The sequence below is a fragment of the Brevundimonas sp. BR2-1 genome (assembly GCF_037626195.1).
Classification (GTDB): Bacteria; Pseudomonadota; Alphaproteobacteria; order Caulobacterales; family Caulobacteraceae; genus Brevundimonas.
The window spans coordinates 81,266-98,112 of sequence record NZ_JARKMV010000004.1 but is presented as its reverse complement, the minus strand read 5'-3'; the positions used below and the strand labels follow the sequence as shown (position 1 = coordinate 98,112).

At 68.3% G+C, this 16,847-nt stretch carries 13 protein-coding genes; 9 read left to right on the top strand and 4 right to left on the bottom strand.

The genetic code is table 11. From position 1 onward, the window contains the following. On the bottom strand, window positions 1–6,603 hold the full coding sequence (locus tag BrevBR_RS15505; protein WP_340001538.1) for an RHS repeat-associated core domain-containing protein: 6,603 nt from the start codon (window positions 6,601–6,603) through the stop codon (window positions 1–3). Between the two features lie 142 nt (window positions 6,604–6,745). Here BrevBR_RS15505 and BrevBR_RS15500 point away from each other — a divergent pair, with 142 nt between their 5' ends. Further along, on the top strand, window positions 6,746–7,141 hold the full coding sequence (locus BrevBR_RS15500) for a hypothetical protein (protein ID WP_340001537.1): 396 nt from the start codon (window positions 6,746–6,748) through the stop codon (window positions 7,139–7,141). Then, on the top strand, window positions 7,138–7,944 hold the full coding sequence (locus BrevBR_RS15495) for an Ig-like domain-containing protein (RefSeq protein ID WP_340001536.1): 807 nt from the start codon (window positions 7,138–7,140) through the stop codon (window positions 7,942–7,944). Before BrevBR_RS15500 ends, BrevBR_RS15495 begins: the two co-directional genes overlap by 4 nt. Here BrevBR_RS15495 and BrevBR_RS15490 read toward each other — a convergent pair. The 3 genes from BrevBR_RS15490 to gspG are packed head-to-tail and all read right to left on the bottom strand — an operon-like array spanning window position 7,941 to window position 11,072. Then, complete coding sequence (locus BrevBR_RS15490) at window positions 7,941–8,597, bottom strand: hypothetical protein (protein WP_340001535.1); 657 nt, start codon at window positions 8,595–8,597, stop codon at window positions 7,941–7,943. The two genes, BrevBR_RS15495 and BrevBR_RS15490, sit on opposite strands and share 4 nt — an antisense overlap. Then, window positions 8,578–10,617 carry a type II secretion system secretin GspD gene (gspD, locus tag BrevBR_RS15485; protein WP_340001534.1) on the bottom strand — a complete coding sequence of 680 codons (2,040 nt, stop codon included), beginning with the start codon at window positions 10,615–10,617 and terminating at the stop codon, window positions 8,578–8,580. Before gspD ends, BrevBR_RS15490 begins: the two co-directional genes overlap by 20 nt. Further along, complete coding sequence (gspG, locus tag BrevBR_RS15480; RefSeq protein WP_340001533.1) at window positions 10,614–11,072, bottom strand: type II secretion system major pseudopilin GspG; 459 nt, start codon at window positions 11,070–11,072, stop codon at window positions 10,614–10,616. Before gspG ends, gspD begins: the two co-directional genes overlap by 4 nt. A 71-nt stretch (window positions 11,073–11,143) precedes the next feature. Here gspG and BrevBR_RS15475 point away from each other — a divergent pair, with 71 nt between their 5' ends. The 7 genes from BrevBR_RS15475 to BrevBR_RS15445 are packed head-to-tail and all read left to right on the top strand — an operon-like array spanning window position 11,144 to window position 16,407. After that, window positions 11,144–12,838, top strand: coding sequence for a GspE/PulE family protein (locus BrevBR_RS15475; RefSeq protein ID WP_340001532.1), 1,695 nt, complete (start codon window positions 11,144–11,146; stop codon window positions 12,836–12,838). Next, complete coding sequence (locus BrevBR_RS15470; protein ID WP_340001531.1) at window positions 12,835–14,025, top strand: type II secretion system F family protein; 1,191 nt, start codon at window positions 12,835–12,837, stop codon at window positions 14,023–14,025. The genes BrevBR_RS15475 and BrevBR_RS15470 overlap by 4 nt, the downstream gene beginning before the upstream one ends. Beyond that, on the top strand, window positions 14,015–14,416 hold the full coding sequence (locus BrevBR_RS15465) for a type IV pilus modification PilV family protein (protein ID WP_340001530.1): 402 nt from the start codon (window positions 14,015–14,017) through the stop codon (window positions 14,414–14,416). The genes BrevBR_RS15470 and BrevBR_RS15465 overlap by 11 nt, the downstream gene beginning before the upstream one ends. Continuing rightward, a complete protein-coding gene (locus tag BrevBR_RS15460) occupies window positions 14,416–14,676 on the top strand; it encodes a hypothetical protein (protein WP_445214771.1) in 261 nt (86 codons plus the stop codon). Before BrevBR_RS15465 ends, BrevBR_RS15460 begins: the two co-directional genes overlap by 1 nt. Next, window positions 14,646–15,431, top strand: coding sequence for a hypothetical protein (locus BrevBR_RS15455; RefSeq protein WP_340001528.1), 786 nt, complete (start codon window positions 14,646–14,648; stop codon window positions 15,429–15,431). The genes BrevBR_RS15460 and BrevBR_RS15455 overlap by 31 nt, the downstream gene beginning before the upstream one ends. Then, window positions 15,428–15,910, top strand: a complete 483-nt coding sequence (locus BrevBR_RS15450; RefSeq protein ID WP_340001527.1) for a hypothetical protein — start codon at window positions 15,428–15,430, stop codon at window positions 15,908–15,910. The genes BrevBR_RS15455 and BrevBR_RS15450 overlap by 4 nt, the downstream gene beginning before the upstream one ends. Further along, window positions 15,907–16,407: a hypothetical protein gene (locus tag BrevBR_RS15445; protein WP_340001526.1), complete on the top strand. Its 501-nt coding sequence runs from the start codon at window positions 15,907–15,909 to the stop codon at window positions 16,405–16,407. The genes BrevBR_RS15450 and BrevBR_RS15445 overlap by 4 nt, the downstream gene beginning before the upstream one ends. The last annotated feature ends 440 nt before the right edge of the window (window positions 16,408–16,847 follow it).

Below are 16,847 nucleotides of genomic sequence, written 5' to 3'. Positions count from 1 at the left end.
CTACTCCTCAGGACGACGGCGTGGCGGACGGGGCTGCGGGGGCGGAGGCGGAGGCCGATTGGCGTTTCTAACTTCAGCACCTTGGCGCGCACTACAATTTGCACAGTGAGGATAGAAGCGTTGAGGCTGGTCGGCAGAATTTCGTCCGTTTGGCGGCTGATGATCGCCCGTCCAGTTTTCGCTTCGCCTACCAGACTCGCGGCTACCACAAGTATGACAGCCGTCTCGGTCGCCAATTCTGTTAATCTCACGTTGCTGCGCAGAGGTTGGACGGCCTGGCTGTGCAGGTATTGATTCTCTGGCGTATGGCCCAGGCCGAAGGGTAGATGCCCGAGAGGCTCCAGCCTCAGCCACCTCTCGGGCACCCCGTCTCAATGCGACCCCGGCTAACCCTTCTCCACTGGGTACGGTCGCGACATCGGCAGCGATCATCACCACATCTGCAGTCACGCCTATAGGGTCATTCCTGACTTCATTTACGATCGCTTCGCCCGTTTTCTGAAGAAGTCTTAGACATGAAAGAGTCCAACACATCCCCGTCGGATCGGTCCCGTTGACCGGATCGTTTGCGACATACAGATAAAGGTTCGGGTCGTCCTTGCTCCCAATCGGATCCATCGACAGGAACTGCCCTAGCTTGGGCGAGTAGTACCGCGCCCGGTACTGATAAAGCCCCGTCTCCACGTCGTGCTGCCGCCCGGTATAGCCGAACGGGCTGTGCAGCGGAGGAGTGGTCGTACCCGTGCCGAACTCCCCGTAAGGCGAATAGCTGGCCGTTCCCACCGTCTGGCCGGCGCTGTTGGAGGTGGCGATCACCGAGCCCTGATGGTCGACGTGGTGCCAGTAGACGGCGCCCGCCGATGTCACCGTAGCGAGCCGGCTGTCCATGGCCCCCGTGCCGTCCGGCACGAAGCGGCGGACCAGGGCTCCGGCGCCGTCGTACTCCGCCAGTTCATCGGCCCCCGACCATAGCGTGCGGGTGACCACGCCGTTGACCGTTTTCTTCGTGCGACGGTCGTCGCTGTCGTAGTCGTAGGCCGCCGTCATGCCGGAGCGGCTCGCCCCGATCATCCGGTTGCCATAGGTCCAGCTGTAGGTGTTGACCCCGTCCGTGGTCATGTTGCCATCGGCGTTGAACACGACCGCCACGCCGGCCTCAGAGGCCACCTGGTTCAGCACATTGGCCGTCCCATAGCTGCGGGCGTAGGCAAGGGTCGGCATCCATTCGAAGGCTGGTTGGCTGATGCCGATGGTGGTGGTCTTGCCCGCCGCGTCGTGGCCGTAGGCAAAGGAGACTGCACCCGGGCCGGTCCCGGTCACGAAGGCGTGGCTCATCGAGGCCAGATCGCTGTCGGGCTCGTGGGTGTAGCTGGTGTCCGCGGCCGCGCCCGGGCGGTTGATGCCGGTGCGGCGGCTGAGGCTGTCGTGGGTCAGGGTCACCGAACCGCCGGAACCGGGGAAGGTCACCGTCTGAATGCGATTGGCGGCGTCATAGGCATACGTCGCTGTCCATGCCCCCGGCCAAGTGATCGAGGTCCGGTTGTTCGCCGCGTCGTAGCCGTAGCCGGTGGTGAAGCTGATCGCCCCCGAGGCCGCACCATCCGGCCGCCACTGTTCGGATGTCATTCGCCCGGCCGTGTCGTAGCCATAGTTACGCACGTCGCGCCGCAAGGCGTCGTCGAAGGTCGTGGTCAGGGTCGTCTGGGTGGACACATCCCGCCACACCGGTCGGCCCGCCAAGTCGTAACTGGCCCGGCTGTTGCGGCCCTTGAACATGTAGGTCTTGTCCGCCTCGGCGAACTCCCGGACGTGGAAGTCCCGGCCGACGGCGTCGTAGAACACCGCCGCCCGGCTGCCACCGCGCTGACGCCGGAACACCGCCTGGCCGCGCTCGTCCATCGCCGTCCAGGCTTGGGCGGTGTCGGCGTAGATGGTCCGCGCCGGCCGGCCGAGGCCGTCATACTGCTGCTGGGTGACGTTGCCGCGCGCGTCGGTTTCCGAGGTCTGAAGACCGGCGGCGTTGTATCCGAACCGCCGCCAGCGGGTCTCGGAGAAGCCCGCGCTGGGCGGCAGTTCGGTCGAGATACTGCACGAACCCGCCGCCGCGCGCTGGAAGCGGTGCATCTCGGTTGGCTGACCGGCGGCGTTATAGACCGTATGGGTCGCCCGGCGCTCGCCGTCGATCACCGTCACCGGCCGGTCGACGAGGTCGTAGCAGGTGCGGCTGACATCGTTGGATGGGTCCGTGACCGTCAACGGCTTGTGCGTGGCCGAGAATGTCGTTGTCGTCGTCCGCCAGACAGCGGCGGTGGAGTCCCACTGTTTGGTCTGCGTCTGGTCACCATTGAGATCATAGACAAACTGGGTCTGGATCGCCGTGCCCGCGGGCCCGGTTTCGCTGGTCTTGCGGCGAAGGGCGTCATAGGCGGTCGTGGAGGTGTAGCCCCGAGCGTCGGTCACGCTGGTGAGATTGCCGACCGCGTCGCAGGCTTGGGTGGTCGTCAGTCCGGCGATCCCGCCGGACTGGGACGAGACGGTCTGGACCCGCAGGCAGAACGCCGGGAGGCCGCCGCCGCCATAGGTCATGGCGGACTCGACCCCCGTCGGATCCTGAGTACGGTTTACCCGGCCATAGGCATCATACCAGGTCCGCCACACCGGCTGGGCGTTCGAGCCGGTCAAGCCATTCGTCACCGAGGGCCCAGTCATGGTGTCGACCAGACCCTTGACGTTGTAGGTCAGGTCCCAGTGGCGCTCCACGGGGTCGGCCGCAGTGGGAGGCAGGGTGATCCGCGTCGGCTTGTTCCAGGTCGCGTGATATTGGGCCTTGATCGTGAGGGTCTGGCACCACCAGGCTTGCTGCTCCGTGGTCAAACCCGTGGCGCAGCCCGCGATCGGTGTCTGAGTCCGTTCGATCAAATTGCCGCGCAGATCGTATTCAAAGGCGGTCACGTCGCCGTAGGGCGTCTGGATCGTCTCCGACCGGCCTGGTCCATCGTAGGTCGCGCGCGAGGTCCGGCCCATGGCGTCCGCCGAGGTCGCCAGGCGGCCATCGTCGTCGTAAGTCTGGCGGATCACGGCGTTGGTCGCGTCCCTGGCCGACGAATAGGTGAAGGTCGAGGAATAGTAGATCGTCTTCCGGTCCTGAGCGTCGAAGGCCTCGGCGACATAGGGGGCGACCTGGCCGCCGGTCGCGCGCCAGTCGAAGCGCGCACGGGCCGTGGCCACGCCCGCGTCGTTCACCTGGGTGAGGACCTGCTGATAGTCCATCGGGGAATACGCCGTGGACAGGGCGCCGGTCGGGGTTCCGTAGGCGTAGGTGCGGGTCCGCAGGCCCGGCCGCGCCGCGCTGGTCAGCTGGAAGGCGCAGAAATTGACGTACTGGAAACAGGTCTGGGTCTGGCCGAAGGTGATTTCGTCGGGACCGGCCTGGACCTTGGTTAAGCGACCGCCGCTCATCGCCGCCTCATGGCAGGCCTGCACCGCCTCGCGGTACCCTGGCTGGAAGTCTGGATACTGCTGACTGGCCTGCGTATTGCAGTTCTGGGTCTGGGTCTGGGTCGGCGTCTGGGTGTGGGTGAAGGTGAGCGTCGCTCCCAGATTGTTCGACACCGAGGCCAGCGACGGCCGGTTGGTCGCCGTGCCGCCGTTGTAGGTCAGGGTGACGATGACCCCGGTCGGGAAGGTCCACGAGGTGACCACCCCGCCTCGATCCTGGGAGAGAGGCGATGGATCAGGGTTTATGACATCGCGGAAGGCCATGACCGAGCGGTCGGCCAAGGTCCAGTTGATCTCGCGCGTATAGGCGCCGATGAACGGCTCCGTCGCGGGGGCGATCGATTCCGTCGGCGAGGCCGGATTGCGCCATGTCCCGTCCACGAGCCGCACGAACCGGCCGGACTGACCGCCGCCATTGACGTTGACGACGTTGGCGGCGACCTGCTCCTGGAGCCAATCCAGCGCGATGCCGGAGACGACCGAGGCCTGAAGCGTGTCGGCGCGCCCGGCTTCCAGCGCGATCATCGCCGCGATCAGCATCGGGGCGGCGCTGACGGTTTCGGCATCGGGCAACAGCGCGCCGGCGTCGGTCGAATGGCTGACCGAACTCTCCCAGTTGTGGGTCCATCCCATGCCCAGGCCGCTGTCGCCCTCGACCGGGCCGGTCGAGACGTAGCTGCGCGAGAAACTCAGGCTGTAGGGAAACTCTCCCTGTCCGATCGACAACTCGGTCCCTTCGCTGAACGACAGCGTCCCCATGCGCAGGTCCACCGCGCCGAGCAGAGAGCCGGCGACATTCGCGGCGATCCGGCGCGATTCGGCCTTGCCAAGGTAATCGATGGGGTTGGGGGTCTCGGTGGCGGCGCCCTTGCGGAAGGCCGTACGGGGGTCGACGTCAGGCGCCTGGCCGGAGGTCTGGGAGCGCATGATCCAGGCCTGTTCGGAGCCGTCGTTGCGGCGCGCCAGGAAGGCGTTCGCCGTCCCCGCCGTGGTCGCCACGACCGAGAAGCCCTTGTTCAGATAGAGCTCGATCCGGGCCCGGGTGTCGGCGCTCACATCGGCGGGAAGGCTGGTGGTGGCGCCCGGCGCCGTCAGCACCTTCAGGCCCGTGCCGATCGCCATACGCCGGGCGGCGGTGGCCTGGACCGGAGAGCCCTGGAACATCGGGCGTTGAGTAGCCGACTGGCCGATCGCCAGGGCCTCCTCGGTCAGGGCCAGCGAGGCGAGCGCCGACAGAATGTGGTGCGGTTGGTCGTTTCCGTTGGCGGCGATGCCGACCGAGGTGTCGATGTCGAGCACGTTCTCGGTGTAGCTGGGCGTCAGCGCCACGCCGATCGAATGCTGGTGGAAGATGCGCGCGCCCGACAGGGGTTCGAGAATACCGACCGTCTTGTCGAACAGATCGGTCCAGGTGTTGAGCAAGCCGTCCTTCTTGGTGCCCATCTCGGCGACAGCGACCTCGCCATAGGCGAACGGCCCGTTGCCGTGCGGGCTGTCCTGGACCCAGTAGCGCCAGTCCTCGGCGTTCTGGCCGTCGCATTCGCCTGCCTGAACCGCCGTGCCGTCGTCCATCGCCACGCAATTGTTGTAGTCGTCGCCGGCGGGAATGAGGCGGTGCTGCTGGATCGGGTCATTGGCCGCCGCCCAAGCCGCCCCGCGGCCGCCATTGCCGCCAGCGGTGCGGACGAGGATGTCGACCCGCTTGCCGATCTCGATCGACTTGGCGACCAACTCATCACCGAAGGTGCCCAGCGCCGGGGTCGGATTGCCGGTGCGCCGGGCCGCATAGGGATGGTTGATGGTCAGGTCGAGCCGGCGGGCCTGGACGTCAAACGCGGACTGACCGGGATCTGAACCGCAGATCAGGGTGACGCCGTTGCAGGGGGTCGATGCGAAATAGGCGGTGGCGGCGGCGTCCACATGCTCCTGGCTTCGCACCGCGACCTTCAGCACCCGCCCCTGAATCTGGGCCTGGGTTCGCCAGCCATAAATGCTCGGCAGATCGAAGGTGTGGTCGAACCCCGCAGTCTGAACACGCAGCGTAGCGCGATAGGAGGCGGGCACGCCGCCTGTCCAGCGCGTCGACACGCTCCCTTGGGTGGGGAGCGTCGTGTTGCGAAGCTGGGCCTCGGTGCGCACGATCTCCCAACCGCCGGCCAGCTCCCGCAGGGACTTTTCGCTGTGATTGGCGATCAGATTATTCTGCAGCGCCGTGGCGTAGCCGGCCACATCGGCCTGAATGTTCGGGGCGCTGACACCGTTCACATTGCCGCCGCTGACCGCGACGCCGGACGCAACATTGGTCCAGGCCGCGGCGGCGGTGGTTCCCGCCGCTTGCCACAGATTGACGCCGGTGATCTTGTTGTTGGTCTTCAGCGAGGGATCGAAGGCGTACCAGATTCCGCCGATCTGAGCTTCAACCCATACGTGCAACATCTGCACGTCCGTCAAGGAGGCGGTCAAACTGGCGCAGCTGGTCGTCCCGCCGTTGATGGACGCCGGGGTCCCGGCCGTGGCGAGAAGGATGCAGGCCTGTCGTCCGGTCTCGACCCGCAGGATGGACTTGGCGTCCGCGCCGGTCAGATTGACGCTGCCGAGCACGAAACGCGCCTGGTATCCGGACGCCCGAAGCAGCTCGACCATCAATTGCGACTGGTCGAACGCGCCGCCCGAGCCGTCCAGCAGCACGCCGTCAGCGCCCTTGTGAAGACCAAACTGCGGCTCGAACAGGATGGTGTTGCGCACAAACTGGTAGATGCGGTCCGGATCGCTTTCGAGCGCGCGCGCGAGCGTCGTGATCCGCGTGCTGGGAGCCGTGGCGGTCGGCGAGGCGGGCGACCCATAGACCGTGGCCAGGTCGGCGCTGGTCGGCGAGACGAGGTTGGACTGCACCGACAGGCGCAAGCCCGGCAGATCGGACGGGCTATAGGTCGAGGTGTAGTAGGCGGCCCAGACCTGGGCCCTGGCCCCGTCCCGCGCCGCGTACAACAGCAAGCCCGCCGCGCTCCCGAGCGCAAGGACGCCGGCGATCGTCGCCGTGAAGACCCGACGAACACCCACCCGGCGCACAAAACCCAGAACACCACCCACGCGCGCCAGCTTCATCGAGCCCCCCAGCCCCAATATGGTCAAGCTGAAGCAATCACGCCTTTCGCGCTAAGAGAAGGGCAATTCGCAACCTGTAGTAAGAAACTGTTTACGGGCCGCCGAAGCTGCGCTTTAGTCCGGCGACAACGCCGGGGGGTGCATGGGGCGGTTTCGAGACTGGGCCGGACAGGCGCGGACATCTTTAACGACCGCCGTCCGCATCGGTGTCGGCGGGGGGAACCGGTTGTGGGCCGCCGTGGTCCTGCAGGTTCGCCAGACCATCGATCATAACCGCTGGTCGACCGCGACGACCTGGCGAGACCGGGCCGCAGCCGTGTCCTGGCCGCGCGCGTCGATCGGCGGCGTTCTGGCTGCGGCCATGGCGGTCTGCGTATGGATCGCCGTCCAGCCGCCAGGCGTTCGGTCCCACCCGCCGCGCCTGCCGACGGAGCGGGAGTGGCGCGCCAACCAGGCGGCCGCCGAGGCGATGGAAGCCGAACTGTCGCCGGCGCTCGCCGCCGCCAATCGAACGGTCGGCCCCGGAGACAGGCCATGACGATTCGCAAGATCCTCGCGGCCGGGCTGGGCGCGCTGCTGATGGCGGCCAGCACCCCCGCCTTCGCCGGTGTTCAGTACATCTACGACAGCTCGGGACGGCTGATCAAAGCCATCTACTCGAACGGCGTCACCATCGAATACCGCTACGACGCGGCCGGCAACCGCACCCAGATCGTCACCACCAATGCGCCGAACTCTCCCCCGATCGCGGTCAACGACGCGGCGGCTGTCAACGCCTCGGCCAGCGTCGACATCATGGTCCGCGCCAACGACAGCGATCCGAACGGCAACTCCATCTCCGTAACCGGCGTAGGAACGCCCACCGGCGGCGGCAGCGTCTCGATCCAGGGCGGCGGAACCTATGTCCGCTACACCGCGCCGGCGACATCGGGAGCCAAGACCTTCACCTATACGATTTCGGATGGCGCGGGCGGCACGGCGAATGCCACCGTCACGGTGACGGTGGCGTCGGTGAACCAGCCGCCCGTGGCGACCGATGATTACGCTTTCGCGTCCATCAGCACGTCTCAGGCGCTGTTCGTGCTGTCGAATGACACGGACCCGAACGGCCACACCATGACCGTCACCGCCGTCTCCAACATCTCCGGCGGAAGCGTCAGCATCGCCAGCGGCGGCGGCTATGTCACCTTCCACGCCCCTGCGTCCGCCGGAACCTATACCTTCAACTACACCGTCAGCGACGGCAACGGCGGAACCGATACCGGTCTGGTCACGGTCGAGGTCTCGCCCGGCGAGGAGTGCGATCCGCAGAGCGGCGAGCAGTGCGACATCGACCCCTAGCGACAGGGGGTCGCGCCGTGCAGCAGCCGATAGTCGTGAAGGCGCCAACCCGTCTCCGCGCCGGTGAATCGCGCCCGCACCCACAAGACGGGTCCGCTCGAGGCCTGAATCCTCAGATCGACCTGATCACCGGCGCGGACCATCAGGTCTTCCGGAGGCGCTGATCGATCGATCAGGGGCGCGCCGCCCCGGCCATAGGTGAACACCTGCCGGAGGCAATCCTCCCGGGACGCGTTCAAGCGGTGATGGGCGGACACCTCGACCAGTCCCCCGGCGGTCGCGGCGAAGTCCGGATCGACGACCAGACCCGCCGTTCGCCCAGCCTCAGCCACGGCCCCGGGAGAATCCCGGGCCGGGTCGACCTTGGTGCCCGGGATCGTGACCCGGACCGTCCGACGGTCGCCGTCAATCCCGACCTCGGCGTGCGGCTTCACCGCGCCGCCCGCGGCCAGTTCTCCAAGCACTGTCGCCGCCGCGCTTTCCAGCGCGATCCGCGCGCGGATCTCCTGCGTTTCATCGGCCGCAGCAACCAGATAGGCCCGCAAGGTCACCGCGAGGGCGCCGCCGAACAGCGCCAGGCCGAAGGCGAATGACATCGCAAGGAGGGAGACATAGCCCTCGCGATCCCGGCGGTCAGGGCGCCGGCTGTTCAACGGGCAATCCGAGGACCTGAAGCCGGCCGACCATCTCATTGGTCACCGCATCGATGTCCGGGCGCGCGCGGATGACGGTCGAGCGCAAGAACATCACCAGTTCGGTCTGACGGACGGTATCGTCGCGCGTGCGGAACAGGGCGCCCAGTCCAGGGATGCGGCTCAGATAGGGCACGCCCGTGTCCCCCAGACTGCGGCTGGACCGCAGGAGGCCGCCGAGAACAATCAGCTGGCCGTCGTCGACCTGGATCCGGGTCTTGACGCGCCGCTGCTGGATCGTCGGCGAGTCGATATCGGAGGAGGTCGTGCCGGCGACCTCGCTCACCTCCTGCGAGATCTCGATGAACATGCGACCGCTCTCACTGACGCGCGGCGTGACCGAGAGCACCACGCCGGTGTCGCGATACTGGACGCTGTTCAGAATGCGGCTGTCATCCTCCAGACCGACGGCCGTCTGGGTGATGATGGGCACCTGATCGCCGACCTGGAGCTCGGCGTTTTCGTTCGACAGCACCAGTATCCTCGGTGTCGACAACAGCTGGACGTCGGTTACGGTCGACAGGGCGCTGAGCGCCGCGCGAAAATCGCCGGTGAGATACTGAAAGGCCAGACCGGGGAAGCTCAGGGCCGCGTCGGCGTTTGAAGTGCCCGAAAAACCGCCGCTGAAATTCTCCTCGTCGAAGAACCACTGCACGCCAAAGCGCAGGCGATCATTCAGCGTCACTTCGGCGATCGTCGCCTCGATCAGGACCTGGGGCGGCGGCGCGTCGAGCTCGCGCACGATGTCGAGCACATTGCGGTACTCGGCGTCATCGGCCAGCAGGATCAGCGAATTGGTCCTCGGATCGGCGGTCAGCCGCAAGCCGTTCGCCGTCGCGCCGGCCACTGACGCGCCAGCGGTACCGCCTGAAGCCGCAGATCCTGATAGGGCGGCCGCCGGCTCCGCGACCGAGGCTCCGTCGGTCCCGTTCGGCTGAGCGCCACCGGAGGTGGCAAAGCCGCTTCCCAACAGCGAAGACAGGGTCGTGACGAACTGATCCGCCTCCAGGTTGGCGAGCGGGATCGAGCGGAGACGACGGGACGCCGGTGGCGGCGCCCGGTCGAAGCGTGCAATCCACTCCGCGGCGCGATCCAGCCCGGCCGGAGAACGGGCGATGACCAGAAGGCCGTTCAAGCGGGTCAGTTCGATGAACTGGATCTGGCTGCCGAGCGGACCGTCCGGACCGCCGAACACCTGACGAACCTCCGAGGCGATGTCGCCGGGAGTCGCGAAGCGGACCGGGAAGAACTGCAGGTTCTTGCCTTGAAGCCAATCAACGTCGAGGGAGCGCGCCGTCCGGACCAGGGCGTTCACCGTCGTCGGGTCGCCCGAGATGAAGACCTGTTCGCGGCCTAGGTCGGCGCGCACCGACGCGCCCTCGCCGGCGAGCGGCTCCAACAGACGGGCGATCTCGGCCGCGCCGATGGAGCGCGCCTGATAGACGGCCGCACCGGCGAGTACGTCGACCCCGTCCTGGGCCAGAACGGGTGGTGCATTAAGCCGCGAGGCCTGGGCTGCGGGCACCACGGCATACCCGGCGCCTTCCGTGACGACGGCGGCGTTGATGCTGCGCAGGGCCCGGTCGAGGCTGGCCAGCGCCTGGGCGTCGCTCATCCGCCCGGTCAGGCTGAAGGTCAGCGCGCCCTGGACCGAGGGATCGACCCGGAACGAGCGGCGCATGGTCTGACCGAGCACGGCGTCGGCGATCGCCGCCACCGGCGCCTGGTCGAAGACGACATTGAAATTGCGGACCGGCGAGCGTTCCGACGCCGGAGCCGCGGGCGCCAGGGCGGCGTTCTCGATCCGCCACGCGAGATCGTCGGCCGACTCTTGCGATTCCTCCGATGGAGTCGCCAAGGCGACCGGGGCCGGACGGTTGGCGGGAATGGCCGCCAGATCCGGCCGGACCGGGCGGGTGGTTTCACAGGCGGCGAGCAGGCAGAGCGCGGCGCCGGCGACAAGCCGGGTCCTCAGAGTCATGGAGTGGCCTGCAGTACGATATCGCGCTTGAAGCCCTTGCCGCCGACCGCGCCGTCAGCCCCGTAGCTGGTCAGGGTGAACCGCTCGCCCGGGGTCGCCGGCGGCGCGTAGACGACCGCCCTGCCCCACGGATCCATGGTCAGGGCGGGGTCGGACAGATAGGGGCCGGCCCAATCCGCAGCGCCTTCGGGCGGGTCGATCAGGGCGGCCAAGCCCTCGGCCTGCGTCGGATAGCGTGCGATATCCGCTGAATACATCTCCAGCGCGGCCGCCACGCTCTCCATTTTCAACCGGGCCGCGCGCACTTTGGCGCGATCCATCTGCCCCAAGGTCTGGGGAACGACGATGGCGCTGATCAGGCCGATGATGACCAGCACCACCAGCATCTCGGTCAGGGTGTAGCCGGCGCGGCGAGCAACCGCCACGCGCCGCGCGGCCTTATCCAAATTTCCCATGGTTCCCCCCGAACCAACACGCTACTCATGCGGGACTATACGGGGAGCGGGAGCCGAGTCTACGGCGTCACATGACTATATCCGCGGACGAGTTCGAGCTTCCGGCGCCATCGCATCCCCGCGCCGATCTGGCCGAGGCCCTCAATCTGCGCGGCAGCGCGATCGAGCGCGCCCTGAGGGCCAGCCGAAGCTCCGGACAACCCTTGGCCGTCGCCCTGAGCCTGCTGGGCCTGGCCACCGAGGACGCCATCGCCGAAGCCTGCAGCGGCCTGAGCGGTGCGGCGCGCTGGCCGGATGGCCGCCCCATCGAGCGGATCGAATTGCAGGGGCTTAGCGTCCGCTTCCTGCAGGACCGCTACGCCGTCGCCATGACGGACGACGGGGGCGGTTGGTGTCTCGGCCTGGTCGATCCCGGCGACGACACCACCCTTCAAGCTCTCCGCTTCGCCCTCGGCCGTGATGTGCCCGTCCGCACCATCACCCTGAGCGCCTGGCGCCAGGTGCAGGACGCGCCCGACATCGTGGCGGACGGTGCCGATCGAGCCGCCCCGACGGCCGCGACCTGGCTGGACGACGCCGAGCGTCTCAAGGACATCGCCCGCGACGCGCCCGTCGTCCGGGTGTCCGAACAACTCCTCGAACGCGCCTTCCTGCTCAACGCGTCTGACATTCACATCGAGCAGAAGGTGGACCACACGCGGGTGCGGTTCCGCATCGATGGTCAGTTGCAGGATCAGGAACGGTTGGGCGTGGACATCGGCCCGGCCCTGATCGCCCGTATCAAGGTGCTCTCAGACCTGGACGTCGCCGAGCGCCGCACGCCGCAGGACGGGCGGACGACAATCAACGTCCGCGGCGTCCCGGTCGATGTCCGGATTTCAACGGCGCCGACCGTGTTCGGGGAGTCCCTGGTCGTTCGTCTGCTGACGCGCCGCGACGTCGACTATTCGCTCGAGCGCCTGGGCCTGCGGTCTGCGGTGGCGACGAGTCTGAGCCAACTGCTCACCCGCAGCCATGGCCTGCTGCTGGTGACGGGCCCGACCGGCAGCGGCAAGACCACCACCCTGTACGCCGGGCTCCGTCAGCTCGCCTCGGTCCACAACAAGATCCTCACGGTCGAGGACCCGGTCGAATACGTCTTCGAGGATATCCTCCAGAGCCAGGTCAACGAGGCCGCCGGCTTCACGTTCTCCACCGCGCTGCGTTCCTTCCTGCGCCACGACCCCGACGTGATCCTGGTCGGCGAAATCCGCGACACCGAGACCGCGCGACTGGCGGTCCAGGCCAGCCTGACCGGCCACCTCGTCCTGGCGACGGTTCACACCAATGACGCGGCGACCACTCCGTCGCGCCTGATCGACATGGGCGTTGAACGCTATCTGCTGGGCGACGCCCTGATCGGCGTGATGGCGCAGCGGCTCGCCGCGCAGTTGTGCTGGACCTGCAAGAGCACCAGCCCGCTGGACGCCGAGGAAATCGCGGCGCTGACGCATGCCGGGCTGCCCGCGCCCCAAGGTCCCGTCGGCCGGGCCGTCGGCTGTGCGGCCTGCGGCCACACGGGCCGCCGGGGCCGGCGCGCCGTCAGCGAACTGATGCTGTGCCCGCCCGACATGGGCGAACTGATCGGCTCGGGGGCGCACGCCGCGGTGCTGCGCAAGGCGCTCTCCCAACAGCCCGGCCATGCCACCCTGCGGCAGGACGCGCTGGATCAATCCGCGGCGGGCTGGATCGACTGGGGCGACGCCTGGCGCGTCGCCGACCGATGAAGGCGTTTCACTATACGGCCCTGGGCGCGGACGGGCGACGCCATCGCGGCTTGAGCTACGCCGCCGAGGCCGCGACCCTGCGAGATCGCCTCGTCGACGCCCGCCTCCATCCGCTCGCCATCCGCCCCGCGCTGTTGCAACATCAGGGCCAACTGCGCCTCTCCGAAGCCGAGGCCGCGCGCCTGGGCCGCGACCTCGCCCAGCTGATGACCAGCGGCATGGCCCTGGCCCAGGCCCTCTCCCTGCTTGAAGCACGGGAGACCCCACGGGTCAGCGCCATCGCGCGCGAGGTCCGACAACGTCTCATCGCCGGTGAGCCGCTCTCGAAAGCCTTGGAAGTGGCCGGCGGGACGCCGGCGCGGTTCCTCCAGGCGCTGGCGCGCGGCGGCGAGACGTCCGGCCGTCAGAGCGAGGTGCTCGCCGCCGGAGCGCGCTCGCTGACCGCGACCGACCAGTTGAAGAAGCGGCTGACCACTCTGTGCATCTATCCGGCCTTCGTGATCCTCGTCGCCTTCGGCTCGATCGCCATCTACGCCTATGCCGTCCTGCCCTCTCTGGAACCGGCGTTTGAGGGCATGGGCGGCGACATCCCCGCCCAGACCCAGGCCGTCCTGACGTTCGGCGCCGTGGTCCGCCTGCTGATGCCCATTCTCGGCCTCATGGCGGGCGGACTGGCGATCGCCCTGACGCTGTCCTCCCACGTCCGGCGCATCGGCGGCGACCTCGTGGCCCGCCTGCTCATGCGCGGCAAACGTTCGCCAATGCGGGACTTCGTTTTCGCCAACCTCTCGTCCCGTCTCGCCGTCATGCTCCAGGCCGGGGTGCCGCTCGCGCCCGCCTGGCGTCTGGCGCGCGAGCCGGTGACCATCGCCTCGCTGAGCCGCGCGCTCGCCGCCCAGGACGAACGATTGATGGAGGGCGTTCGTCTCTCCGAGGTGCTGCGGCGCGTCCCCGGCTGTCCGCCCGATCTGATCCACTATGTCCTCATGGGTGAGCAGTCTGGCCAGATCTCCAAGGCCCTCAACGACGGATCGGCGAGCCTGGCCAGCCGCGCCCAGGAGGCGATCGAACGCCTGCTGTCGGTATTGACGCCCCTGGTCATCATCGTCGTCGGCGGCATGGTGGGCCTGATCACCATGATGGTCTTCCAGGGCCTGCTCGCCGTGGGAGACGCCGTTGCCATGTAGACGATCCCGGCGCAGGGGCTATCTGACCATCGACGCGCTGGTGGCCCTGTCGATCACGGTCCTCGCCGTATCCGCCGCCGTTGGCCTCGCCGCCAGTGCCGTGACGCGCCTGGCCCAGGCGCGGGACCGCCTGGCAAGCGTGCGGATCGCCGATGATCTGTATGAAGAGCTTTACGCGGGCGAGCGGCCCGACGGACAACAGTCCGGCACGACCGATGGACGATCATGGACCTACGCCACCTCAAGCGCCGCCACCCCGACCGTCCCCTCCGTGGCGCGGCGGACCCGGATCACCGTCGACCGCCGGTTCGGACCGGATCTGGTCGTGGACGCCGTCCTGCCGCCGGTCCCGGCCGAGGCGACCGGTCCGGCTACAGCGTCCTCGAACTGATGATCGCCATGACGGTAGCCTCCATCCTGCTCGTCGGGGTCACCGCGGGCTATTCGGCCCTGGCGCGCGCCAGCCACCGACTGGCCACCGCACAGACCGGCCTGACCGCGCGGCCGGATCCGCACTGTCGGCCGCCAGCTGGCCCCATCGCGCCGTCCACGACCGGGACCAGAATTCGTTACCGGTGCAGCCTTCCCGAACGCTGTGAATACGATACCGTCAGCCAGTCATGCCGCTCGACGACCTCTCCCACGACCTGACCCCCGCGAAAGCGGACCCGGCGCCGCCATCGCTGGAGGTGATGACGCGCGTCCTGCGTCTACCGACGCGGTCGCCGAGGCAGGCGCGTTCGATCGTCCGCATGCAGCTGGACCGGCTCTCGCCCCTGCCGGCCGCCGACACGGCTTTCGATCTGGTTTGCCTGCGCCAGGAAGCCGCCGAGACCGTCTACGCTCTCGGCATCATCCGCCGGTCGGCCCTCAACGACCCCGCCTTCTCCAGCCAGCGCAGGGTCGCGGCGCGCCAGGACGTAGAGGGCGCCACGGTCCTGTTCCGCTTCCGCAACGCCGGCGCCGTCGATGACCGCGAGGCGCGCTGGCTCGCCCATGCGCCGCGGCTCGCCCTGGTCTGTCTGGGGCTGGCCGCCGTCGCCCTCGCCGGCAACCTGCGCGCCGAGCAATGGCGCGAACGCCGCCTGCCGGAGATCGCAACGGCCAAGCGGCTGGCGGCGCAGCAGGCCCGGACGGCCGAACAGCAGGCCTCGGCGCGCGCCGACTGGGCTGCCCTGCAACGCGCCGATGCGGCGACCCGCTATCTGTGCGTCGCGGGGCGTCTCGGGGCCGCGGCGCCCGGCGGCGTCGCCATCGCCCGCGCCGACGCCGACGCAGGCCAAGTCTCGATCCTGCTGACCCAGCCGGCCGACACCGCCCTGCACCGGTCCGGCGGCGAACTCCAGGCCGGCGCCGATCCGTCGCAGCCGGGCGTGATCGTCTTCCCGACCGGGGTGTGTTCATGAACCGGACGCTCTGGATCAATCGCGGCGCGGCCGTCGGCGCCGTCGTCCTGGCGGGCGTCGCCCTGACCTCGTCCCTGGCCATCGGCCGGGCCCTGTCGGCCGTCGGCGAGGCGCGCGGGGACGCGCCCACATCGGCTCTCAAACCCGCCACACACCCCCTGCCCGCCACCGCCCGCCCCGCACTGCGCCGCAACGGCGCCTCGGCCAGGATCGCGATCGGCGAGCATCTGAACGGCCAACTGGGCGAGCTGGGGCTGAATATCGTCTCCGTCGAAACGCCCACTGTCCGTCCGCTCGGCGGAGGCCTGCATCTGGCGGAGGTCCGTGTCCAGGCGCGCGGCGACGCCGCCGCCTCAGCCGCCGCCGCCAACTGGGTCGCTGTCAACCGCGAGACCGTCCGGCTGAAATCTCTGACCATCGGCCTGGGCCCGGATCAGGAAGGGCTGTGCACCCTGGTGCTGCTCATGGTGATCGCGTGAAGATTGGAGTCCGCCACTGGCTTTCCGGCCTGCTGGGCCTGTGCGCCGTCGTCACCATTGGCCTGCTGGTCTGGCCATCGGCCTCCGCGCGCCCCCTTCCGCGACCAGCTGCGGACCACTATCGGGGCCCCAACATAGAGATGCGCCGGGCCGGGCCGGTGTCGAAATTCCCGCTGCGGCTGGCGTCGCCGAACGCCCCCGCCGCTCCGCCGGACGCCATCGAGGCTGTGCCCGTGCTGGTCGGCGTGGCGGGCCGGCGCGCCTATCTCCGCAGCACCGTGACGGGAGAGGTTGAGGGGGTGACGGTCGGGGCGTCGGTCGATGGCTGGCGGCTTGTTTCGGTGAAGCGGCGGGCGGCAATCCTGCGGGGGAGCGACGGCGACAAACGGGTCGAGATGTTCGCAGCGGCTCCTGTCGCGCCGGAGCCAGCTCCCACTGGCGGCCCGCCCTCGCCGATCTCGCTATCCGTATCAGTGCCTCCCTCGACGGGGGGATGACGCACGCCCTGTTGGTCGTCTATCCTGGGCGCGACCTGCCCGGTCGGCAGGTACAAAGCGACAGTCGCCTGGCGTTCGGATCCTTGCTCGCCTTCGGAACGCTCGCTGTTTGGATCGCGCGCCTTTAGCGGCGTCGGGCCCATATTGGCATTCCATAAGCAGACCTTGCAGGAGTCTGGGATGGGTGGAAAACGGACATTCAGGCGGGTTAGCTCCCACACCCCCAGCGAGCTTGGAACTGTTCTCGTTGACCCCCTGAGACCACCGTCACCTGCGCTTCGGATGAGGTGTTTGCGCGCACAGTGATTGTCAGACCATCGGCTTCGTAGCGGCCCCCCTCCCAGTCGAACCCCGAGGCACCACCGCTCAGCTTCTGGATCGTGCCGCCTGTCTTCGCGATTGAGCCCTCCCCAAGGATCACGAGAAGAAGAAGCCGGTCT